The organism is Polaromonas sp. YR568 (assembly GCF_943369415.1).
GTDB lineage: Bacteria > Pseudomonadota > Gammaproteobacteria > Burkholderiales > Burkholderiaceae_C > Polaromonas.
Genome location: NZ_CALRNF020000004.1, coordinates 33,871 through 56,353, shown reverse-complemented (window position 1 = coordinate 56,353; position 22,483 = coordinate 33,871). Strand labels below are relative to the sequence as shown.

General features: G+C 64.4%; 24 protein-coding genes. 14 read left to right on the top strand and 10 right to left on the bottom strand.

Annotated elements, in window-relative coordinates:
- Positions 1–58: 58 nt before the first annotated feature.
- Positions 59–2,488, top strand: coding sequence for a UvrD-helicase domain-containing protein (locus ACLV74_RS04055; protein WP_411878094.1), 2,430 nt, complete (start codon positions 59–61; stop codon positions 2,486–2,488).
- A gap of 3 nt (positions 2,489–2,491) precedes the next feature.
- Here ACLV74_RS04055 and ACLV74_RS04050 read toward each other — a convergent pair whose 3' ends face one another.
- The 4 genes from ACLV74_RS04050 to ACLV74_RS04035 all read right to left on the bottom strand — a co-directional run bounded on the left by ACLV74_RS04050 (position 2,492) and on the right by ACLV74_RS04035 (position 5,603).
- Positions 2,492–3,256 carry an iron dicitrate transport regulator FecR gene (locus ACLV74_RS04050; RefSeq protein ID WP_411878093.1) on the bottom strand — a complete coding sequence of 255 codons (765 nt, stop codon included), beginning with the start codon at positions 3,254–3,256 and terminating at the stop codon, positions 2,492–2,494.
- Complete coding sequence (locus ACLV74_RS04045) at positions 3,253–4,098, bottom strand: BPSS1780 family membrane protein (protein ID WP_411878092.1); 846 nt, start codon at positions 4,096–4,098, stop codon at positions 3,253–3,255. Before ACLV74_RS04045 ends, ACLV74_RS04050 begins: the two co-directional genes overlap by 4 nt.
- A 149-nt stretch (positions 4,099–4,247) precedes the next feature.
- Positions 4,248–5,198, bottom strand: a complete 951-nt coding sequence (locus tag ACLV74_RS04040) for a homoserine kinase (RefSeq protein ID WP_411878091.1) — start codon at positions 5,196–5,198, stop codon at positions 4,248–4,250.
- 54 nt (positions 5,199–5,252) lie between these two features.
- Positions 5,253–5,603, bottom strand: coding sequence for a hypothetical protein (locus tag ACLV74_RS04035; protein ID WP_411878090.1), 351 nt, complete (start codon positions 5,601–5,603; stop codon positions 5,253–5,255).
- Between the two features lie 155 nt (positions 5,604–5,758).
- Here ACLV74_RS04035 and polA point away from each other — a divergent pair, with 155 nt between their 5' ends.
- A complete protein-coding gene (gene polA / locus ACLV74_RS04030; protein WP_411878089.1) occupies positions 5,759–8,590 on the top strand; it encodes a DNA polymerase I in 2,832 nt (943 codons plus the stop codon).
- A gap of 18 nt (positions 8,591–8,608) precedes the next feature.
- Here the strand turns inward: polA and ACLV74_RS04025 are convergent, their stop codons facing one another.
- From ACLV74_RS04025 to ACLV74_RS04005, 5 genes are all read right to left on the bottom strand, one after another.
- Entirely contained in the window at positions 8,609–9,661 is a 1,053-nt protein-coding gene (locus ACLV74_RS04025; RefSeq protein WP_411878088.1) for an SRPBCC family protein, read from the bottom strand.
- A gap of 16 nt (positions 9,662–9,677) precedes the next feature.
- Positions 9,678–10,616, bottom strand: coding sequence for a methyltransferase domain-containing protein (locus ACLV74_RS04020; protein ID WP_411878087.1), 939 nt, complete (start codon positions 10,614–10,616; stop codon positions 9,678–9,680).
- A 46-nt stretch (positions 10,617–10,662) separates the two neighbouring features.
- Positions 10,663–11,076, bottom strand: coding sequence for a hypothetical protein (locus ACLV74_RS04015; protein WP_411878086.1), 414 nt, complete (start codon positions 11,074–11,076; stop codon positions 10,663–10,665).
- A 35-nt stretch (positions 11,077–11,111) separates the two neighbouring features.
- On the bottom strand, positions 11,112–11,621 hold the full coding sequence (locus ACLV74_RS04010; RefSeq protein ID WP_411878085.1) for a thiol-disulfide oxidoreductase DCC family protein: 510 nt from the start codon (positions 11,619–11,621) through the stop codon (positions 11,112–11,114).
- Positions 11,622–11,688: 67 nt separating this feature from the next.
- Complete coding sequence (locus ACLV74_RS04005; RefSeq protein WP_411878084.1) at positions 11,689–12,261, bottom strand: GbsR/MarR family transcriptional regulator; 573 nt, start codon at positions 12,259–12,261, stop codon at positions 11,689–11,691.
- A 140-nt stretch (positions 12,262–12,401) separates the two neighbouring features.
- Between ACLV74_RS04005 and ACLV74_RS04000 the strand changes: the two genes are divergently transcribed.
- The 12 genes from ACLV74_RS04000 to ACLV74_RS03945 all read left to right on the top strand — a co-directional run bounded on the left by ACLV74_RS04000 (position 12,402) and on the right by ACLV74_RS03945 (position 21,463).
- Positions 12,402–13,310: a helix-turn-helix transcriptional regulator gene (locus tag ACLV74_RS04000; RefSeq protein ID WP_411878083.1), complete on the top strand. Its 909-nt coding sequence runs from the start codon at positions 12,402–12,404 to the stop codon at positions 13,308–13,310.
- A gap of 153 nt (positions 13,311–13,463) precedes the next feature.
- Positions 13,464–14,264 carry a fumarylacetoacetate hydrolase family protein gene (locus ACLV74_RS03995; RefSeq protein ID WP_411878082.1) on the top strand — a complete coding sequence of 267 codons (801 nt, stop codon included), beginning with the start codon at positions 13,464–13,466 and terminating at the stop codon, positions 14,262–14,264.
- Between the two features lie 143 nt (positions 14,265–14,407).
- Positions 14,408–15,322 carry a dienelactone hydrolase family protein gene (locus ACLV74_RS03990; RefSeq protein WP_411878081.1) on the top strand — a complete coding sequence of 305 codons (915 nt, stop codon included), beginning with the start codon at positions 14,408–14,410 and terminating at the stop codon, positions 15,320–15,322.
- Between the two features lie 408 nt (positions 15,323–15,730).
- Entirely contained in the window at positions 15,731–16,567 is an 837-nt protein-coding gene (locus ACLV74_RS03985) for a ZIP family metal transporter (protein ID WP_411878080.1), read from the top strand.
- 83 nt (positions 16,568–16,650) lie between these two features.
- Positions 16,651–17,007, top strand: a complete 357-nt coding sequence (locus ACLV74_RS03980) for a helix-turn-helix domain-containing protein (RefSeq protein WP_411878079.1) — start codon at positions 16,651–16,653, stop codon at positions 17,005–17,007.
- Positions 16,997–18,241 (top strand): type II toxin-antitoxin system HipA family toxin, encoded by a 1,245-nt coding sequence (locus tag ACLV74_RS03975; RefSeq protein WP_411878078.1) that lies wholly within the window; start codon positions 16,997–16,999, stop codon positions 18,239–18,241. Before ACLV74_RS03980 ends, ACLV74_RS03975 begins: the two co-directional genes overlap by 11 nt.
- Before the next feature lie 155 nt (positions 18,242–18,396).
- A complete protein-coding gene (locus ACLV74_RS03970; RefSeq protein WP_411878077.1) occupies positions 18,397–18,624 on the top strand; it encodes a hypothetical protein in 228 nt (75 codons plus the stop codon).
- Positions 18,624–18,878, top strand: coding sequence for a hypothetical protein (locus ACLV74_RS03965; RefSeq protein ID WP_411878076.1), 255 nt, complete (start codon positions 18,624–18,626; stop codon positions 18,876–18,878). Before ACLV74_RS03970 ends, ACLV74_RS03965 begins: the two co-directional genes overlap by 1 nt.
- 255 nt (positions 18,879–19,133) lie before the next feature.
- On the top strand, positions 19,134–19,331 hold the full coding sequence (locus ACLV74_RS03960; RefSeq protein WP_411878075.1) for a hypothetical protein: 198 nt from the start codon (positions 19,134–19,136) through the stop codon (positions 19,329–19,331).
- A 73-nt stretch (positions 19,332–19,404) separates the two neighbouring features.
- Positions 19,405–20,655, top strand: a complete 1,251-nt coding sequence (locus ACLV74_RS03955) for an FAD-dependent oxidoreductase (RefSeq protein ID WP_411878074.1) — start codon at positions 19,405–19,407, stop codon at positions 20,653–20,655.
- A 141-nt stretch (positions 20,656–20,796) separates the two neighbouring features.
- Positions 20,797–20,976, top strand: a complete 180-nt coding sequence (locus ACLV74_RS03950) for a hypothetical protein (RefSeq protein WP_411878073.1) — start codon at positions 20,797–20,799, stop codon at positions 20,974–20,976.
- A gap of 178 nt (positions 20,977–21,154) precedes the next feature.
- Positions 21,155–21,463, top strand: a complete 309-nt coding sequence (locus ACLV74_RS03945) for a hypothetical protein (protein ID WP_411878072.1) — start codon at positions 21,155–21,157, stop codon at positions 21,461–21,463.
- A gap of 112 nt (positions 21,464–21,575) precedes the next feature.
- Here ACLV74_RS03945 and ACLV74_RS03940 read toward each other — a convergent pair whose 3' ends face one another.
- The gene (locus tag ACLV74_RS03940; protein WP_411878071.1) at positions 21,576–22,475 is read right to left on the bottom strand and encodes a sulfurtransferase; all 900 of its coding nucleotides are present in this window, start codon (positions 22,473–22,475) and stop codon (positions 21,576–21,578) included.
- Positions 22,476–22,483: the final 8 nt, after the last annotated feature.

Here is a 22,483-nt window from a genome sequence, read left to right as displayed (position 1 = left end):
GCAGGGGCCTTCGCCCCACGCGCCGCGGCGGGGCTGATGTTCTTTCTACAATGGGGGGATGTTCCCAGAAGTCCCCAGCTCCCCTCTCCTGCAAAACCTTAACCCGGAGCAACTCGCAGCGGTCACGCTGCCCAACACGCATGCGCTGATCCTGGCTGGTGCCGGCTCCGGCAAGACCCGGGTGCTGACGACACGCATCGCCTGGCTGCTGCAGACCGGCCAGGTCTCGCCAGGCGGCATCCTGGCGGTGACCTTCACCAACAAGGCGGCCAAGGAAATGCTGGCGCGCCTGTCGGCCATGCTGCCGGTGAACGTGCGCGGCATGTGGATAGGCACCTTCCACGGCCTGTGCAACCGCTTTTTGCGCGCCCACTACAAGCTGGCCAACCTGCCGCAAAGCTTCCAGATCCTGGACACGCAGGACCAGCTGTCGGCCATCAAGCGCCTGTGCAAGCAGTTCAACATCGACGACGAGCGCTTTCCGCCCAAGCAGCTGATGTGGTTCATTGCCGGCAACAAGGAAGACGGCCTGCGCGCCAAGGATGTGCAGGTGCGCGACGAAGAAGGCCGCAAGAAGGTCGAGATCTACGCGCTCTATGAAGAGCAGTGCCAGCGCGAAGGCGTGGTCGACTTCGGCGAGCTCATGCTGCGCAGCTACGAACTGCTGCGCGACAACCAGCCGGTGCGTGAGCACTACCAGCGGCGTTTCCGCCACATCCTGATCGATGAGTTCCAGGACACCAACAAGCTGCAGTACGCCTGGATCAAGATGCTGGCGGGGCAGGGGCCTGACGCCATCCAGGGGGCGGGCGCCATGCCGGGCGGTTCGGTGATCGCCGTGGGCGACGACGACCAGAGCATTTACGCCTTTCGCGGCGCGCGCGTGGGAAATATGGCCGACTTCGTGCGCGAGTTCGAGGTGCAGCACCAGATCAAGCTGGAGCGCAACTACCGCAGCTTCGGCAACATTCTTGACTCGGCCAACGAGCTGATCAGCCACAACAGCAAGCGCCTGGGCAAAAACCTGCGCACCGAGGCCGGCCCCGGCGAGCCGGTGCGCGTCTATGAATCGACCAGCGATTTCGCCGAGGCGCAATGGTTCGTCGATGAAGTGAAGCAGCTGGTGCGCGACGGCACCGAGCGCAAGGAGATCGCGCTGCTCTACCGCAGCAATGCGCAAAGCCGCGTGATGGAAACGGCGCTCTTCAACGCCGGCGTGCCTTACCGCGTCTACGGCGGCCTGCGCTTTTTCGAGCGCGCCGAAATCAAGCATGCGCTCGCTTACCTGCGCCTGCTGGAGAACCCGCGCGACGACACCAGTTTCATGCGCGTCGTCAACTTCCCGCCGCGCGGCATAGGCGCGCGCAGCATCGAGCTGCTGCAGGACACCGCGCGCGCCGCGGGCTGCTCGCTCTATGACGGCGTGAGCGCCGTCGCCGGCAAGGCCGGCGCCAACCTGGGCGCCTTCGTGGCCAAGATCGATGTGATGCGCGAGCAGACCAGCGGCCTGAGCCTGCGCGAGATCATCGAATTTGTGCTGCAGCACAGCGGCCTTGAGGAACACTACAAGACCGAAAAAGAAGGCCAGGACCGGCTGGAGAATCTGGCCGAACTGGTCAACGCCGCCGAGTCTTTCGTGAGCCAGGAAGGCTTCGGCCGCGATGCGGTGGCGCTGCCGGTCGATGAGCTGGGCGGGCGCCTCACGCAGTCGCCGGCCAGCCAGGGACTGGACGGGTCCGCGCCGCTGGTGGACGAACCCCTGCCCGAGGCCCTGGTGCCCGATAGCGAGACCGGTGAAACGCTCTCGCCGCTGGCGGCTTTCCTCACGCATGCGGCGCTTGAATCGGGCGACAACCAGGCGCAGGCCGGCCAGGACGCGGTGCAGCTGATGACGGTGCATTCTTCCAAGGGCCTGGAATTCGACTGCGTGTTCATCACCGGCCTGGAAGACGGCATCTTCCCGCACGAAAACTCCATGAGCGACCGCGACGGGCTGGAAGAAGAACGCCGCCTGATGTACGTCGCCATCACGCGCGCGCGCAAGCGGCTCTACCTCAGCCATTCGCAAACCCGCATGCTGCACGGCCAGACGCGCTACAACCTCAAGAGCCGGTTTTTTGACGAGCTGCCTGAAGCCGCACTCAAATGGATCACGCCGAAAAACCAGGGTTTTGCCTCAGGCATGGGCTCGGGCGCGTGGGGCGGCGGCGGTGGAAATGCGGGTGGCGGGCGCAAGGACTGGGCCAGCAGCGTGTTTTCATCCAAGGCCGGCGCTTCCGAGCGTTTTGCCAACCCGCCGGTGCCGCCGCAAAAAAGCGCGCCTTCGCATGGGCTCAGGACCGGCATGGAGGTGTTCCACGCCAAGTTCGGCGAAGGCAAGGTGATGATGCTCGAAGGCAGCGGCGACGATGCCCGCGCGCAGATCAATTTCACGCGGCACGGCGTGAAGTGGCTGGCCCTGAGCGTGGCGAAACTGACGGTCGTTTAGGCCTTATCGCTGCACCGGCATCTGCGCAGGGTGCATCTGGCCCGGCTGTGGTGGGTCCATATAGCCCCGGCCGTCCTTGATGCCTTTCCTGCCGGCAATCTGCCACGCGGTCTGCTGGCCTATCAGGCCGGCCAGGAACTCGAGTTCCTCATCGGTGTGGTTGATCGCGTTGGCCGGGGTCAGCAGGCGGCCGTCCCTGGGCGCCACTTCGCCCCAGAAGGACTGGTGATAGCTCGATTGCGACAGGGCCCGCTCGCCGTTCGACTCCATGTCGACCGTGCCGTAGCAGTTGCAGAAATAACTGCGGTTGCCTTGGGACGGGAACACCTCGGCGTACACGCCGGTGCCGCGTATGCCGGCCGTCAGGGTGGGCATGATGATGGAGCGGCTACTGCCCTTGCCCCAGACGCTGGCCACGGCGCCTGTGAGCAGGCGCAGCAGGCTCACGGTGTTCAGCGTGGTGCCGCGCTCCACCGTCATCACCGAGTTTTCGCGCACCTGGAAGGCCGAGTTGCCGATGACGAACATCAGGTTGGAGCCCGGCCCGGTCTGGATCTGGTCACCCGTCATGATGGTCTGGCCGTTTTGCAGCCGGCTGCCGTTGAGCAGGGCGTCGCCCCGCAACTCGACGATGTTGCTGCGCTGCTGGGCCATGGCGGCGGGCAGCCCGCCCATGGCGACCCAGGCCGCCGCGGCCTTGAGCGTGTCACGCCTCTGGAACCACAAAATCTCTTTTTCGCTACGGCCTTGCAACTGGTGCTGGGTCATGAAGGATCTCCTGGAGTAACGGTGGGGTCGTCGGTGTTGTGGGCGTCCTCAACGCTCCCCGGCGAGTCGTCGGGTGGCGTGGCCACGAAGCTATCACGAAATGTGAAGTAAATCGAGGTGGAAAACATCGCCGCCATCAACAGGGCCAGCGGCATGATGGCCGCCGCCATGAAAGTGGTGCTGCCCGTCAGTCCCGTGAGCACGCTGAGCACGATGCCGATGCCGAGGAACACGCCGAACCAGCCCAGGCCGTACATCAAAAACGCCCCGGCGTTGCGGATGCAGGCGACAAAGCTGAAAAACAGGCTCTTGACCGGCGAAATGCCGTGCCAGTGCACCAGCGCCGGCGCGTGCCAGAACAGCAGCGATATCGGCAGGTACAGCGCCATGGTGACCAGCATGGTCAGCTGGAACTGCGGCGCCAGCATGCCGTCGCGGCCGGCTTCAGCCGCTGCGGGGGCAAGGGCCGGCACGGTCGGCGCATCCACCAGGAAAGGCACGACCATCACGATGAGCAGGCAGGCCGCGGCATACAGGGCGCCCAGCACCAGCATGGCGCGCATGCGCTGGCGGCCGGCGCGAAAGGCGCTGATCAGTACGGTGGGCATGGGGAATTTGCCTTTGATGGCTTCCTGCGTGGCGGCCATCAGCCCCAGCGTGGCGGCCGGCACGATCATGAAGGCGAGGATCAGCCCCAGCACCGGCAGCAGGGACAGCAGCGTCCCCACCGCCATGTAGAGGAAGAACAGGCCCGACATGGCCAGCGGTTGCTGCAGAAAAGTTTTGACGCCCAGCTTGACCCAGGTGATGCCGGTGCTCGCGGGAACGATGTTGAGTTTCATGGTCTTCGGGGACTTCGCGGAAAAGGGCGGCCGGGGGTGAGCCGGCCGGGGTTTGCAGGGGCAGTGTGCCTTAAAGCGGCAGCCAATGCGGCAAGACTGTGTATCCGGCCCGGCCGGGGATGCGGACGCACCCCGCCGGGTCCATGGGGCTACAGAACGTAAGGGTGCGCAAGCCGCTCGCGCAGCACACGCTCGAAATGGCTGGGGTCGTGCGCCTTGAGCACGGCGGCTTCGCGCGGCAGGTGAAAGTCCCAGAGGCGCGACAGCCAGAAACGCAGGGCGCCGGCGCGCTGCATGGCCGGCAGCAGCTGGCGTTCCTGCGCGGTCAGGGGGCGCACCGACTGGTAAGCCGCGATGAAAGCCGCCGAACGCTCGTCGTCCTTGGCGCCCGTGGCGAGATCTATGCACCAGTCGTTGAGGCAGACCGCGACGTCGAACAGAAAGCTGTCGCAGCCGGCGAAGTAGAAATCAAAAAAGCCGGTGAGCTTGCCGTCCTCGAACATCACGTTGTCGCGGAACAGGTCGGCATGCACCACGCCGCGCGGCAGGCTGCGGCAGGCAGAGGACTCCGCCACATGGTTCTGATAGGCCAGCTCGCCCAGGATGAGGCTGCTTTGTTCGGGCGTGATGTAGGGCTGCACCACCGGCACGGTTTCGTTCCACCATTCCAGGCCGCGCAGGTTGGGCTGGCGCCGGGGGTAGTCCAGCCCCGCCAGGTGCATACGCGCCAGCGCCTCGCCCACGCCGGCGCAGTGCGCGGCCGTGGGCGCGAGTTCGCTGTGGCCGCGCAGCTTGCTGACAACCGAGGCGGGCTTGCCCTTGAGCTGGTGCAGGATGTTGCCCTTGGCGTCGGCCGCCGGGTCGGGCACGGGAATGCCGTGCGCCGCCAGGTGTCGCATCAGGTGCAGGTAGAAGGGCAACTGCTCAAAGCTCAGGCGCTCGAACAGGGTCAGCACGTACTGGCCCTGGTCGGTGTCGACAAAGTAGTTGGTGTTTTCGATGCCGCCGGCGGCACCCTTGATGTTTTGCAGCTGCCCCAGGTTCAGGGCGTTCAAGAACGCTGCAGCCTCGTCAAACGAGACTTCGGTGTATACGGCCATGCCTGAAACTGAACCCTGGAATTCTTGGAGAAGTATGTCTTGAAACGCGCGAGATCAGAACTTCAGAACGTTCCAGACGCGTGAGCCGTTGGTGTCGTTGCTTGTCGATGCAGGCGCGGTGCCCCGGGCGCCCTCGGCCGGCTTGACTTCATAGGCCGCGCCGCCGGTTTTGGGTTGCACGGTGATCTGCTGGGTCTCGCCGCCTACGCGCAATTCGTCGATGCGGGTGCCCGCGTCTTCGGTGCGTATGCGCTGGATGGCCTGGTCGGGACGGCCCGACTGGGACGGCGCGGGCGCCTCCACCCTGGCGGGGGGCGCTGCGTCCTGCGCAGGTGCCTGGGCCATGGCCGCGGCCAGCGGCAACGCTGCGGCTGCAGCGACAAGGAGGCGGAGAGCGTGTTTCATGCCTGCATTGTAGGCCTGCGAGGAGGGGCTACAAAGCCCCATCTGTCGTAATAAGGGGTTTGCCGGTGTAGGCGAAAAGCCCCTGTGCGGACCGGTTTCCGGCACTTGTGCCGCCCCCTGCAGGCCGGCGCCGATATCCCCGACAATCAGGCCCCATGAGTACCGACAAAAAAACGCTGCTGCTGGTGGATGGCTCCAGCTACCTGTATCGCGCCTTCCACGCCATGCCCGACCTGCGCGCCAACCCGGGCGACCCGGCCAGCCCGGCCACGGGCGCCATACGCGGTATGGTCAACATGATGCAGAAGCTGCGCAAGGACGTTCGCGCCGATTTCGCCGTCTGCGTGTTCGACGCCAAGGGGCCGACCTTTCGGGATGCCCTTTATCCTGAGTACAAAGCGCAACGCTCGCCCATGCCCGACGACCTGCGCAGCCAGGTCGAGCCCATCCACGAGGTGGTGCGCCTCCTGGGCTGGAAGGTGCTGGACGTGCCCGGCGTGGAAGCCGACGACGTGATCGGCACGCTGGCCTGCACCGCATCCCGCCAGGGCATTGAAGTCATCATCTCCAGCGGCGACAAGGATTTGAGCCAGCTGGTCGACGAAAACATCACCATCATCGACACCATGAACGACCGCCGCCGCGACATGGCCGGGGTCGAGGCCGAATTCGGCGTGCCGCCGCGCCTGATGGTGGATTACCAGGCGCTGGTGGGTGACGCGGTCGACAATGTGCCCGGCGTGCCCAAGGTCGGCCCGAAGACTGCTGTGAAGTGGCTGCTTGAATACGGCTCGCTGGACGCGCTGGTGGCCCGCGCCGGCGAGATCAAGGGCGTGGTCGGCGAGAACCTGCGCCAGTCGCTGGACTGGCTGCCCAAGGGCCGGGAACTGCTGACCATCAAGAAAGACTGCGAGCTGGACGAATACATCGCCGGCCTGCCGGCCCTGGATGCGATTGCCATAGGCCCGCAGCAGACCGAAGCCTTGAAGGCGTTTTACGAGAAGTACGGCTTCAAGGGTCTGGTCAAGCAGATCGAGATCGAAAGCACGCCGCCCGAACTGATAGGCGGCCCCGACGGCCGGCACAAGCCTCCACCCGCGGGCGGTTCGGGCGGCCGGTCCGATTCACCGGGCCTGTTCGACGAGGCGCCGCTGACCGACACGCCGCAAGCCGAACGCGCCAGCAACCTGAACTACGACACGGTGCTGACCTGGGAAGCGTTTGACCGCTGGCTGGCAAAGATCGAAGCGGCCGAACTCGTCGCGCTGGACACCGAAACCACCTCGCTCGACGAAATGCTGGCCGAAATCGTCGGCCTGAGCTTCAGCGTCACGCCCGGCGAGGCGGCCTATATCCCGCTGACTCACGACTACCCCGACGCGCCCGCGCAGCTGCCGCGAGACGAGGTGCTGGCGCGCCTCAAACCCTGGCTCGAAAACCCCGCCAGGGCCAAGCTGGGCCAGCACGTCAAATACGACCGCCACGTGTTCGCCAACCACGGCGTTGAAGTGCAGGGCTATGCGCACGACACCATGCTGCAAAGCTATGTGCTGGAAGCGACCAAGCCGCACGGCCTGGCCAGCCTGGCCGAGCGGCACGTGGGCCGCAGCGGCATCAATTACGAAGACCTGTGCGGCAAGGGCGCGCACCAGATCAAGTTCAACCAGGTCGACATCGCCAAGGCCGCCGAGTATTCGTGCGAAGACTCCGACCAGACGCTGGACGTGCACCGCGTGCTGTGGCCGCAGATCCAGGCCAACGACAAGCTGCGCTTCATCTACGAGCTGGAGATCCAGAGCAGCGAAACGCTGTACCGCATCGAACGCAACGGCGTGATGATCGACGCGCCCACGCTGGCCGCGCAAAGCCACGAACTGGGCCAGCGCATCATCCAGCTCGAAACCGAGGCGTACGAGATCGCCGGCCAGCCCTTCAACCTGGGCAGCCCCAAGCAGCTCGGCGAAATTTTCTTCGACAAACTCGGCATGCCGGTCATCAAGAAAACCCCCAGCGGCGCGCGCAGCACCGACGAGGAAGTGCTGGAAAAGCTCGCCGAAGACTACCCGCTGCCGGCCAAGCTGCTGGAGCACCGCTCGCTCAGCAAGCTCAAGGGCACCTACACCGACAAGCTCGCGCAGCTGGCGCTGCCGCGCACGGGCCGCGTGCACACCCACTACGCGCAGGCTGTCGCGGTCACCGGGCGGCTGTCCAGCAACGACCCCAACCTGCAGAACATCCCCATCCGCACCGTGGAAGGCCGGCGTGTGCGCGAGGCCTTCATCGCGCCCGCGGGCAGCGTGATCGCCAGCGCCGACTATTCGCAGATCGAGTTGCGCATCATGGCCCACATCAGCGGCGACGAAGCGCTGCTCAGCGCCTTCACCAACGGCCTGGACGTGCACCGCGCCACGGCCGCTGAGGTGTTCGGCGTGGCGCTGGAGCAGGTCAGCAGCGAGCAGCGCCGTTATGCCAAGGTCATCAACTTCGGCCTGATCTACGGCATGAGCAGCTTCGGCCTGGCGCGCAACCTCGGCATTGAAACCAAGGCCGCCGCAGCCTACATCGACAAATACTTTCAGCGTTATCCCGGCGTCAAGAACTACATGGACCAGACCGTGGTGTTCGCCCAGGAGAACCACTTTGTCGAAACCGTCTTTGGCCGGCGCCTCTACCTGTCGGAAATCAACGGCGGCAACGGCCCGCGCAAAAAGGCGGCCGAACGGCAGGCCATCAACGCGCCCATGCAGGGCACGGCGGCCGACCTGATCAAGCTCAGCATGAACAAGGTGCAGCAGGTGCTCGACGAGGAGAAGCGCGGCACCAAGATGATCATGCAGGTGCACGATGAACTGGTGTTCGAAGTGCCTGAAGCCGAGGTCGAATGGGTACGCACTGAAATCCCGCGCCTGATGGCCGGCGTGGCGGATTTGAAGGTGCCGCTGCTTGCCGAAATTGGTATTGGGCCTAACTGGGACAAGGCGCACTGACTCGGCGGCGCGTCGGCGTCAAGACAGCGCCGCGTCCCCAGTGTGTTCGCTGCGTGCCTTGTACATGTCCAGGATCACTTCAGAAAAATTACCCAGCAGGCGCTGGGCCACCCAGTTCGCATACGCGTCGAAATCCGTACTGATGCGATAGCTCACGCGAATATGCAGGCGTGTCCCGCCTTCTTCGGGTGTCAGCGTGTAGGAAGTGTCGCGCAGGTCGAAATAGGTGCCGCCCACTTTCACGTGGTCGTCCAGCGCGCCTGCGGGGAATGAATCTTCCGCGAAACGGTAGGTCCATCGCACATGCCGCTGCGGCTCCCACTGGCGTATCACCTCGTCGAAATGAACGCCCTTGCCCCAGGTGCTTTTGCGTATCGGGCCCTCGGCCGTGTGGGTTGTGATGCCGCTGACCGGAAGCGGAACGCCGATGCGGTATGCCCAGGCATGCTGCACCTCAGCAGGCTTGATCCCACGGGCATCGTTGATCTGGCGCCACACTTCCGCGGGTGTGGCTTGTATGAGCACACTGCGTTCCACGCTGCCCATGCGCTGCACCTGGTTTTGCGGAAATGCCATCGCCACCAGCAGCGGCAACGCGGCAATGCTGTAGACCGCCTGCTTTGGCCAATTGGTCAGCCGGCAAACAAGCCCCATGACCAGGCCGCCGAGCATGCCGAGAAGGCTGAACATCGGCAGGATGACGATGGCGCAGATCAGCCCCTCTATGAGGATGACCAGGCTGCCGAGCACAAACACGAAGGTCGCCAGCGTCGGTGCGAAGAGGTAGTAGGCAAAGCTTCTTCTCTTCTGCCGCTCGGCCGCATACACCGTGATGGCGCCCACTGCGAATGGTGCGAACCAGACAAAGCCGGCCGCCATCGCCGACAGCGCACTCCCCGGAGACCCGGAAAACATCAGGCGCAGAAGAAGCCCGCTCAGCGCTCCGGCAATAAATGGCGTCCAGCCTGAAAACGGCAGGCCGCCCGAAGACGCGGATTCTTCTTTCTGCGCGAGGATGCCATCGTGCGCGGCGGGAACCGTTGGTCCTGGCTTGTTTTGTTCTGCGGTCATGGGTGTGTTAACAGGTTTAGGGTGAGGCTTGTCCGTCGGCGGGTTTGCGCGCGGTGACCATGTAGTAGCCAAACCCGGGCAACCACACGCCCAGCAGGAAGGCCGCGTATGACGCCACGATGTGGCCGCGGCGCAGCGGAGACAGGCGAAAGCGGGCCCGCCAGAGCTCACGCAAGGCAAAGCGTGTGGCGAACAGCGGGATCTGCAGGGCGCTGGGCGCCAGGCGCAGGCTGATGTCCTGAAAGCGTATGTCGGTGAATCCCTGGCTTGCCAGCGCGACATGCAGGGCCTCCTTCTCGGCCAGTTCATTGACCGCCCAGTGGTGGCACCACAGCCTGTAAATCCGCTCCATGAATCCCGGCAGGGGCTTGGTGTTGCGCCGCAAGGCGTCGGCAATCACCAGCGTGCCGCCGGGCCGCAGCAGGCGGGCCGCCTCGCGCACCAAAGCTCGTTTGTCGGCCCCAGGCGCATGGCAGGCGCTTTCCAGTGCGTAAACCCCGTCATAAGCGCCCGTGCGCAGGCCGGTGTCCACATAGTCGGCCAGGTGAAAACGGACCTGGTTGGGCAAGTCAGCGGCCTGGTTAAGTTCGACACCCTGGACAATTTGCCGCGCCACCAGCGTGACGGCGTCCACGGTGCTGTGCTTGCGGTGTTTGGCGATGGACCTGGCGGTGGCGCCGGCGCCGCAACCAAGATCGGCCAGCAGCACGGCGCCGTCGCGCGGCAGCGCCAGCCGGTGCAGCACTTCCTGGTTCATGCGCTCCAGCATGGCTTCGCGTCCCAGGGGGTTGACCTTCCAGGACCAGTAGCCGAAGTGCATGTTCATACCGGGGCTCCAGGCGCGGTAGTCGTCGGCCACGGCGTTGTAGTAGGACCTGATGTCCGCCAGCCGTGCTTCCTTGCCCGTGGCCGCCGCAGTGGCGGTGTGGTGAACAGAAGGGGTTGTGGTGAGCATTTTTTCCTCCGTCAGTGTTTTCAGTCCTGAATATTTCCGGCGCCCCTCAGCGCGCATCGACCGCGGCGGCTGCGGCCGGCGTGGCGATGCGGGCACTCTGCACATGGGCGGCCAGGTCCCGCGCTGCTACCCATTGCCGCACCTGCGTCCAGACGTTGCGCGAGATGATGGCCACGGTGAGGAACACACCGGCCATCACCAGCGACAGCGAGCGCCGCACCGCGTCGACCAGGCTGCTGCGATCGCTGAATTCGCCGAAGCTCAGCATCAGCAGCAGGGTGCCCGACACGGCCAGCAGGTAGGCGCAGCGTATCCAGAACTCGGCGCCGCCTTCCGCGTCGCACAGCATGCGCATCACCTTGTAGAGGATGGGCTTGAGGTAGCTGATGGCGATGATGGGCCCGGCCAGCGCGATCAGCAGCGAGACAAAAAACAGGTTGGCATCGAGGTTGGCATGCATGGCGGTGTTTCCTTTCCTTGTTGAACGTGATGTGTTTAGCGTGGGCAACTGGCGGAATCGCAACGGGCGGCAGCCGAGCGTTCGGCGGCGCGGCGCACGGCGCCTTCAAACATCAGGCGCACCAGGCCGCGCGGGATGCGATGCCGGTTGCGTGCCAGCACGGGGTAACTCCATTCGGCCAGTGGGCGCAGCAGCGGCAAGCGCATCGCGCTGCTGACCCAGCCCAGGCCGACGGCTTCGTAGGCCAGGCGGAATACCTCCACGCCCTTGAGCACGCGGCCGTCGGCCGTGCGGGCGTGGATCAGCGCCAGCAAGTCCTGCATGGTCGCGCCTGCGGGCAGCTCGGAAAACTCGGGCGCCGAGACGTCGGCAAAGCGCAGGTGGCCTCCGGTGTTGCGCAGCATCAGGTTGCTCATCTCGGCGTTGCAGAGCGGGCAGGCCGACTCGTAGTACAGGGTCAGCGGGTAAATGGCCGGGTCCATGCCGGACTTGAAGCTGTCGTAGCGGGTGTTGCCGGAACGTTCGGTGTCGTGGATTGCAGTCATATTTCTCTCCTTTAGAAATTTCAGTACAAACAGAAATCAATAGTCAAAAAAAAGCCGACCGGCCTTTTTAAAAAGTAGGCGGCAACAACTCCGAAGGGTCCATGGGTTTGGCGTCGCTGTCGCCGCGCACGAACTTCTGCACGCTGGCGCCCATGCGCAGCACTTTTTCAAGCGTGGTGGGCGACAGGCGCAGCATTTCGTCGGCCCACAGGCCCAGCGATTCCATCAGCCTCAGGGTTTCACGCACGCGGTCCTGCGCGTCGGCGGCTTCGGCGTCAAAGCCTTCATCCTTCACGAGTTCGCGCAGCATGCGCACCGTCGGGTCGTATTCGCGCTCCTTGCGCTCGCGCACCACGGTGCGAAACAACTCCCAGACATCCAGCGAGGTTTCGTAATAGTCGCGCCTGTCGCCCAGCACGTGGGTGGCGCGTATCAGGTTCCAGTTCTGCAATTCCTTGAGGCTGTTGCTGACGTTCGAGCGCGCCACGGCCAGCGTGTCGGCGATGTCCTCGGCGTGCAGGGGCCGGCCATGGAAGAAAAGCAGGGCGTGGATTTGCGAGACGGTGCGGTTGACACCCCAGGCGGTGCCCATTTCTCCCCAGTGGACAACGAATTTGCGGGCGACGGGGCTGAGTTCCATGGGTTTGAATATACGCGGTCTGAAATTTCTGTCAATACAGAAATCTAAGATATGAAAAAGAAACAACAGGACCGGCGGCGAGCTTGCATGAAGGCTTTCTACCGATGCGCCCCGAAACGCGGGCGTTGAAAATACCTGCAATGACAGACATCAAGACCTACGGCATGTCCGAGCGGGCCGACCACCTGGACTTCGACATCCGGTCCCAGCTGGTGCGGCCGCCGCTGGTGCGCCCGCACCGGCACGAATACTTCCAGATCCAGATCAGCCTGCAGGGCGACACCGAGCAGAACGTGGCGGGCACGGTGCGGCCCTTCCGGCGCGGCCACCTGAGTTTTATCCTGCCCTATCGCGTGCATGTGATCCCGCACCCTGAGGGCTCGCGCTACGTCATCATCAATATGTCGCAGCAGTTCCTTCGCCCGGGGCTGGACGTGGACCCGCTGGACCTGGAAGACGTGCCCTTGAGCCGCGCGCCCGAACTGGCGCCGTTTTTGTTCCAGGAACACACCGATTTTTATTTTTCGGAAGACGAGTTTCCAGAAGTCGAAGCGCTGCTGGAAAAGCTCGCATTTGAAAACGCGCACCGCCGCTTCGGCTCCATCGAGATGATCCGCGGCCTGATGCTGCAGTTGATCAGCCTGGTGTGCCGAAAATACGAAGCCGAGCTGCTGCGCTTCTCCGCCAGCCAGGCGCAGCAGGGCAGCCGGCGCGCCAGCCTGCAGCGCGCGGTGCGCTACATCCGCGATCACCTGGCCGGCGAGGTGACGCTGGCCGACGCGGCGGCGGCCGCCTTCCTCTCGCCCAATTACCTCGCGCACCTGTTGAAGAAGGAAACCGGCAAGACCTTCACCGACCTGGTGACCGAACGGCGCCTGGAGTTCGCGCAGGAGCAGCTCACGCACAGCAGCCAGCGCATCGCCAGCATTGCCCATGCCTCGGGTTTTGCCGACGAGGCCTATTTCGCGCGGCGCTTTCGCCAGCGCTTCGGCCAGACGCCCAAGGCTTACCGCGACAGCGTGCGCGCGAAGATATCAGGCACGGTCTAGGGCTGCTGCGGCGCAACACCGCTGCATTGAATCGTCCGGTAAATGCGTAATTGCGTCTGCCTGTGCAAGGGCTGCCCGCCCTAAGCTTGATGGTTGGAGAAAAAACACGCTAACAAACCGCTCCAGCTTCCATCCCTAACTCAGGAGACACACATGACAAAACCAGACATGAGCAAACGCGGAATACTGCAGACAGGCGCCCTGATGGCGACGGGCGCCATCGTTGGCTGCGCCACGCCCGGCACGGCGGCCAATGCGCCGGCCACGCCGTTCACCGTGGCCGAGACCTACATTCCCATTGCGGGCAGCGCCGAAATGTTTCCGGTGCGCCGCATCTACTGCATTGGCCGCAACTACGCGGCCCATGCGATCGAGATGGGTTCGGACCCGAGCCGCGAGCCGCCGTTTTTCTTCCAGAAGCCGACCGATGCCATCCAGGTGGTGCCGCCCGGCAAGGTCGCCGACCATCCCTATCCCACGCTGACCAAAAACTACCATTACGAAGTCGAACTCGTGGCGGCGATGGCCAAGGGCGGGCGCAACATCCCCATGGACAAGGCGCTGGACCTGGTCTACGGCTATGCGCTGGGCCTGGACATGACGCGGCGCGACCTGCAGCGCGGCATGGGCGACCAGAAAAAACCCTGGGAAATCGGCAAGAGCTTCGACATGTCGGCGCCCATAGGCCCCATCCACAAGGTGGCGCAGACCGGCCACTACACCAAGGGCGCGATCTGGCTCAAGGTCAACGGCCAGGTCAAGCAGCAGGCCACGCTGAACCACATGATCTGGTCGGTGGCCGAGCAGATCTCCAAATTGTCCGAAGCGTTTGAGCTGTTCCCCGGCGACATCATCTACTCGGGCACGCCCGAGAACGTCGGCCCGGTGGTCAAGGGCGACGTCATCGAATGCCACATCGACGGCCTGCCGGAGCTCAGCGTCAAGATTGTTTGAGTTGACGTGAGGGGGCGGGGCGAAGGCAGGGAAAACACCCGTGTCATCGCCCCGCGGTGGCAAGAACTTCCGGAGCCGCATAGACTCCGACAGCTTGTTTCCTTTCGCCTTTCTTACCTCCAACAACTCACTGAGGAACCGCCATGCTTGAACACGACCAGAAAAAAGACTTCGACGCACTGTTGCCCGCCGGGCAGTCCACCGAAGCCGGCGCCAGCCGCCGCACCGCGCTCAAAGCTGCCCTGGGGGTCGGCTATGCCGCCACCGCCATGCCCATCATGGCGCAGACCGCGATCAAGACCTCCTCGGAAGGCCTGAAGACCGGCGAGACCACCTATGAGGTCAACGGCTTCAAGGTGCCCGCGTTTTTTGCGGCGCCGGCCGGCAAGACCAATTTGCCCGTGATCCTGGTGATCCAGGAAATCTTCGGCGTGCACGAATACATCGCCGACACGGCGCGGCGCTTCGCCAAGGCCGGTTACCTGGCCATCGCCCCCGAGCTGTATGCACGCCAGGGCGACCCCAGCACGTACAACGAAATGGCCAAGCTGATGGCCGAGGTCGTTTCCAAAGTGCCCGACGAACAGGTCATGGCCGACCTGGACGGCGCCGTGAAGTGGGCAGCCGCTAACGGCGGAAACACCAAAAAAGTCGGCATCACCGGTTTTTGCTGGGGCGGCCGCATCACCTGGCTGTACGCCGAGCAGAGCAAAAACGTCAAGGCCGGCGTCGCCTGGTACGGCCGCTTCGTGGGCCAGCCCTCGGCGCTCACGCCCAAGCACCCGCTGGACCTGGCCGCCAACCTCAAGGCGCCGGTGCTGGGCCTGTACGGCGGGCAGGACGGCGGCATCCCGCTGACCACCGTCAACCAGATGAAGGACGCGCTGGCCGAAGCCGGCGCCAAGGGCAACAAGGCGGCCGCCGCTTCCGAGTTTGTGGTCTACCCGCAAGCGCCCCACGCCTTCCATGCCGACTACCGTCCGAGCTACCGCAAGGAAGCGGCGGAAGACGGCTTCAAGCGCACACTGGATTGGTTCAAGACTCACGGCGTGGTGTAAAAAGCACCCCCGTCCAGGCTCACTGCGTGTAGCCTGTTCCCCCCTCGAGGGGGCGGCGCCTGGGGCCGGCGAAGCCGGACCCGCGGCCCCCACTGATGAAATACCCCTACGGGTTACGCCCCACTGAATTCTTTAACCCAGCAGGGGCCGCGGAACCGGCTTTGCCGGGCCGGAGGGCGGGCGGCCCCTTTTCCCGTGCAAGGGGCAGGGACCTGCCGCAGGCTCGAAGTGGGGGAGCGTGGGGGCTAACCTCTTGACAGCCGATATAAGATAAAAACAACCCCGGCCCGCTGGCATTGAATGCCGCGCCCGGGGTTTTGTCGTCTGTGGTGTAACCTCCGGGTTGCCACGCTGGGCGTTGGCTAATCATTTTGGGCTCAGGCCCAGTCAATACGGGCATATGCAGCTATGACTTTGCTAGCAATCTTGATGGGAACCCTGGCCGCCGGCATCGGCAGCGTGTGGCTGGCGGCCTTGCTCAGCTTTGGCGTGCTGGCCCGCTACACCCAGCACATGCTGAGCCTGGCCGCCGGCGCACTGCTGGCCACCGCTTTCATGCACCTGTTGCCCGAGGCCTTTGAAAGCCAGGCCGGCGCCAAGGAGCTGTTCACCACCTTGCTGGTGGGATTGGTGTTCTTTTTCCTGCTCGACAAGGCCGAGCTCTGGCACCACGGCCATGAGCACCATGGTGGAGAGCACCACGGCCCCGAAGTGGCGGCGCATGCGCAGCACGACCACACCGGGCACGTCCACGCGGCGCACGACCACCACGGCCATGGCCACGGCGAGGCCAGGACCGGCGGCTGGGCCGTGCTGGCCGGCGACAGCGTGCACGCCTTCGGCGACGGCATCCTGATCGCCTCGGCCTTTATGGCGGACTTGCGGCTGGGCGTGGTCGCCTCGCTGGCGGTGCTGGTGCATGAGGTGCCCCACCACATGGGCGACCTGGTGGTGCTGCGCCAGACTTCGAACAACCGCCGAGCCGCGCTCGTCAAGGTGTCGCTGGCCGGCGCGGTGACAGCGCTGGGCGGCGTGATCGGCTACGCGCTGGTCGACCAGCTCTATGACTACCTGCCGTTTTTCCTGATCATGGCGTCCAGCAGCTTTATCTACGTGGCGCTGGCCGATTTGATCCCGCAGCTGCAAAAACGCGTGACGGCCCGCGAAACCGTGGCGCAGATCGCCTGGCTGGCCATAGGCATAGGCCTGGTCACGCTGATCAGCGGGCTGGCGCACCACCACTGAGGCGTGTAGGGGTCCGGAGCGCTGGACTTGGTCTTTATTAATCAATATAATGACTTTTATGATGCTTAATAGTCATTTTATTGATGTCTAAAAAGTCAAATTCTCTGCTGGGCCTGCCCCCCGAAGCGCTGGATGCGCTGGTCCAGCTCGGCCAACGCCTGCGCGCATACCGGCAGCAACAGGAATGGACGATTGAAGAGATGTCCGGGCGCCTGTTTTGCTCGCCAACGACCTGCCGCGCGCTCGAATCCGGTAAACCCGGCACCAGCATGGGCGTCCTGGTGCATGCCTTGTGGCTGCTGGGGCAACTTGACTCTCTCAGCAGCGTGGCTGCGCTGTCGGGTGACTTTGCGGCTTCCATCACGGCGGGCCGCAAAGTTCGCAGGCGCGCCGCGGCAAGCAGGCCGGGCGCCATCAGCGAAAGTGACCGTGACTTCTGAGCACAGCCTGTATGTGGGCCTGGCTTTTGAGTCCACGGCAAACGTCACGCCTGCGGGTGTGCTCAAGCTCGTTCAGCGTGCTGCCGTGATGTCGGGTGAGTTTGCCTATGGACGCCAGTATTTGCGCCGCGCGGATGCCGAGGCCTTCAACCCAACACACCTGCCGCTCCAGGAAGCCATATTCAAGTTGCCGGAACGCCGGTTGCGTGACGGTGGCGCCATGCCTTTGACATTCCGCGATGCCTTGCCGGACAGTTGGGGCCGCAAGGTGCTGGAGGCCAAATACGGCCACGGGCTGTCGGACGTGGACGCCCTGTTGCTGACCAACGCCGACCGGGTGGGCGCCATGGTGTTCAGCGCATCCCTGCCCATTGAGCCCGCGCAGCCCGATGCCACGGTGTTCAAGCTGGACGACCTGGCGAACGCTGCCCGCCGGCTTGAGATGGGACTGGAGCCTGCCGCCGACATGAGACCGCTGCTGCAAGGCGGAACCCTGGGCGGCGCGCGGCCCAAGGCCACTTTTATTCATGGCGGCAGGCGCCACATCGCCAAATTTCCCGCGCGGGGAGATGCCCATGACATCGCCGTGCTGGAGGCCGCTACGCTCAGCCTGGCCAAAGCCTGCGGAATCAACGTCCCGGAGTTCTTCCTGCTTCCCGTGCCCACGGGCCATGCGCTTGTACTCCAGCGATTTGACAGGGAAGGGACCGTTGATCAGGAGCGGCGGCTTCACTACCTTTCAGCTTCGGCTTTGTTGAACGTCGCTTACGAAGACAACGCCGGCGGCAGTTATGTTGAACTGGCCCAGGCGCTCAGGCGCATTTCACTTCAACCCGAGGCCGACCTGCATGAACTGTATCGCCGCATGGTGTTCAACCTGGTGGCGGGAAACAGTGACGACCATGTGAAAAATCACGGCGTTCTGTTGTCGGGCAATGGGCGCTACCGCCTGGCCCCGGCCTTTGACCTGGTGATGCAACTGAATGGCAATACGGGTTATCAACTGCTGGCCATACTGCCCGGAAAGGCCGAGTCGAGCCTGGGCCTGGCGCGGCAAGCCGCCTCGCAGTTTGGCCTGTCCGAGAGCCAGGCGCAAGCCATCATCGAGCATGTCCGCGAGACGGTGCGCAGCCGCAGCCAGGCCTTGCTGGATGAACACGGCGCAGAGGTGGGACTGGCGCGCCAGGTGCGTGAATTCCTGGAAAAGCAGGGTGGGCGTATCGCGGCTGCCTGACGCGGGCGGTTGAGTACCAGGCTTCGCCCCACACCCTGTCAGACAGCGCCTGACAAATACAGGGCTTGGCGACCTATAGGCCGGGGTGGGGTGGGGCAAGAAGATAAGGGCAAGCATTCTTCAACCTCGTTCCACTGTGCAAAGGCAGGCCCGCCATGAACTTCCACTCAGACCCCACCACGGTTTCCAGTGCTTTTCGCCCCTCGACCGCGTTCGGCACTGGTGAACCGGCACAGCATAGGCAGACGCACCACAAACCGCGAAGCTTCCGCCGCCCGCGCGCTGCGGCTTACATCGCTTTTTTCATTACCGTATTCGCCAGCATGGCGGCCGCCGCAGCGCTGGTGACCCAAGACATGCCGCTGATGGTGGTGGGCCTGTGATGAGCACCCGCCGCAGCCATTCGCCGGATGGCGGCGTTCCACTGGGCGCGGGTTCCTCCGACGAGCCGGCGCACACGTTGCCAACCCAGATCACCCGGGCGCCGGCGGGAAAAGCTGACGCCACGCACAAACGCGCCAGCAATGAAGAGCCTGAACCGACGATCGAAGACGACTTGCCTTCGGACGGACGTGATGAAAAAGGCGAAGCGATGATCCGCGATTTACCGCGCAAAACAGGAAAGAAAGAAAAATAAGCATGGCCACCAATCCCAATGTTCCGCCGCCCGAGCCGCTGCCGCCTCTGAACACGCCGCCCGAGCCGGGCGAAGTGCAGACCACGCCCATGCCAATGACGCTGAAATAGGCGGGAAAAGCGCAGCCGGCAATGAAGGTAAAACCGGTGTAATGTCGCAAAGCCATTCCACAGGTGGCAACAGGACATTGCGCGACGGCTCTACACCGCTGTTACGGATCTCCTGCAGGGTTTGACTGCATCAAGGAGAACCGACATGCCGATAGACACCAGCCCCGAGGGCGCCGAACTGCTGCACCAGCCGGTCGTAAAACCATTCCCCGAGTTCAGCCCCAAAACGCCTCACCATGCCGACCAGGTGAGTGATGGCCACAACCACGACGCAGGCACGCCGGCCGACGTGCCGTCAGCCGCAAGCCCGACGCCGGGCCTGGCGCCTGCGCCACCGGGCTAGCCTTTCACTGCTTGCGCCGGCCGGCAAGCTTGTATAAGGTCGGGGGACTTTTTGCCCTCCACAGGGAGACACCATGGCCGACGTGTTGAATGTTCGCTGCTGCATCGCCGGCGGCGGCCCGGCCGGCATGATGCTGGGCCTGTTGCTGGCGCGCGCCGGTGTGCAGGTGTTGGTGCTTGAGAAGCATGCCGACTTCCTGCGCGACTTTCGCGGCGACACCGTGCATCCGTCCACCCTGGAAGTGATGCACGAGCTGGGCTTGCTGGAAAAATTCCTGAGGCGCCCGCATGACGAGGTCAGCGAGTTGCGCGCGGTGGTCGGCGGCACGGAACTGGTGCTGGCCAACTTCAAGCGCCTGCGCATCCGCTGCAAATTCATCGCGATGATGCCGCAGTGGGAGTTCCTGGATTTCGTGCGCGACGAAGCCGAGCTGTATCCCAACTTCCACCTGATCCAGAACGCCGAAGTCACGGGCGTGAGCGAAGAGGCCGGCACCGTGACGGGCGTGCAGGTCACGACGCCCGACGGCCCCTTGCGGGTGCGGGCGGACCTGGTCATAGGCGCCGACGGCCGGCGCTCGACGGTGCGCGGCGCCGCGGGGCTGGTGGTGCGCGACCTGGGCGCACCCATAGACGTGCTGTGGATGCGCCTGCCCAAGCTGCCGGGCGACCCGTCCACCACGGGCGGACGCATCACCACCGGCATCTTCCTGGCCATGATTGACCGCGGCAGTTACTGGCAGTGCGCCTATGTGATTCCCAAGGGCGGCATCGAACAGGTGCGCGCGCGCGGCCTGGAGGCCTTCAAGGCAGACATGGTGAAAGTGGCGCCGCTGTTCGCCGGCCGCATGGATGCGCTGGCGAGCTGGGACGACGTCAAGCTTCTGAGCGTGACCGTGGACCGGCTGGAGCGCTGGTACAAGCCCGGTCTGCTGTGCATAGGCGACGCGGCCCATGCCATGTCGCCGGTGGGCGGCGTCGGCATCAACCTGGCGGTGCAGGACGCGGTGGCGGCGGCCAATGCGCTGGCCGCGCCGCTGGCAGATGCCAATGTGGGCACGGCGGCCCTGACGCCTTTTCTGGCGCAGGTGGAAAAGCGCCGCCTGTTGCCGACCCGCCTGACGCAGTCGGCGCAGGTGGCCATCCAGAACCGGCTGCTCAGCCCGGTGCTGGCGGCGCGCGGCAGCGATGCCCCGCCCATGGCGCTGCCCTGGCCCCTCAAGCTGATGCGCCGCTGGCCCTTGCTGCAGGCCGTGCCGGCTTATGCGGTGGGCGTCGGCGTGCGGCCCGAGCATGTGCGCTCGCCGCTTGCCAAGCCTTTGTAGGCCTGCTCCTACGCAATCCGCAGGCATTGCCTACACGTGCCGGCTAGCGGGGCTCCTAAAGTGACTTAAATAAGCATCCCGACGGGATGCGGAATCACGCACCGGTGTTCCACACCGCAGCCTGCAGGCAAGGAGACCTCCATGAAAAGCAACACCACCGTTCACGCCCACAAACCCGAGCCCAGCCCGTCCAAAGGCCAGGTTGTGGACAGGCCGGACAACGGCTCCCGAAGCAGCCGCGGCGCAGGTCCCAGTTCGGGCGCACGGCGCGACAACCCGCACAAGCGCATACGGTTGACAGGCCACGCCCACGCCCGTTAAGCGTCGCTTTGGTGGTGGCATCGGGGATGCACTCATCGAAAAACCCCTACAGCCCTGTGGGACGCCGTCTCATGGGGCAAACCCGCAAGCGCCAGCTAAATTGAAGTCTGGCTGGTGTTCAGCCAAGTTCATCCAGATCGATTGACTCTTCATTTAAATTTCATAAAAGGAAACAGACATGCACGCATCCAAATTCAAACCCGCTGCCGCAACGGCCGTCGCCCTGGCAGCCTTGCTGGCACTGGGCGCTTGCGGCAAAAAGGTGGAAGACACCGGCGCGACGCCGGCGACCACGCCGTCGACTTCTTCGACGCCTTCCACTCCATCGACACCTTCCACCTCGTCCAGTGACAGCAGCTCAATGGGCTCTTCCAGTTCCAGCACCTCCACGGGTACCAGCGCCATGCCGACGCCAGAGGCCAGCGCCGCCGCCGCGAATGCGGGCGTGACGCCAGCCGGCACGCCGGCCAGCGGCGGCAGCAAGTAACAGAGAGAGTTATCGGCGCTCTTTCTTGAAAGAGTCGCCCAAAAAAAACGCCACCGGGCTGAATGCCGGGTGGCGTTTTTCCTTGTGAGGCGTGAGCCGGGGCAGGAGCGCGTCAGCCCTGCGCCACCGGGCGTTCCGGATCGCTGCACCAGTCGCTCCAGCTGCCGGCATACAGGCCGGTTCTTCCGAGGCCCGCGATCTCCATGGCCACCAGGTTGGGAATGGCGCTGACGCCGCTGCCGCAGTGATGGACCACGCTGGCCGGGTTGCGGCCTGCCAGCAGGGTTTCAAATTCGGCCTTGAGTTGTTCGGCGGGCTTGAACTTGCCATTAGCGCCGATGTTCTGGCTGAAGGGCCGGTTCAGCGCGCCGGGAATGTGGCCCGCCACCGGGTCCAGCGGTTCGACTTCTCCCTTGAAGCGTGGCGTGGCGCGCGCATCGATCAGGGTTTGCGCCGGGCGGCCGAGCTGGTCGGCCACGGTTTGCGCCGATACCAGTGTGGCTTTTTCGGGCCCGAGAAGGAAATTGGCCTGGAAATGGGCGGGCTCTTCGCCGCTGTTCACCGCGCCGCCCGCGGCTTGCCAGGCCTGCAGCCCACCGTCGAGCATGGCGACGTTCTCATGGCCGGCCCATTTGAGCATCCACCAGAGGCGCCCGCAGTAGTTGGCGCCGTTGCGGTCATAGACGACGGCCTGCATGTCGTTGCCGAAGCCGATGCTGGAAAGCCAGGTGGCGAATTTCTCGCGGTTGGGCAGCGGGTGGCGACCGCCGGAGGCGGGCGTATCGGCGCCGCTGGCCGTGATCACGCCATGCGCGCCCGGCACGCCGTGTTTGGCGCTCAGCGCGGTGTCCAGGTTGGCGTAGACGGCGCCCGGGATGTGGGCGGCGAGGTACTGCTCCTGGCCCGCGTTCGGTTTCATCAGGTCAAAGGTGCAGTCGAAGATGCGCAGCGGTTTGGCCGATGCGACCAGGGCTTGCAGCTGCTCTGCGGAAATCAGGGTGGTGTAGCTCATTGGGAAGC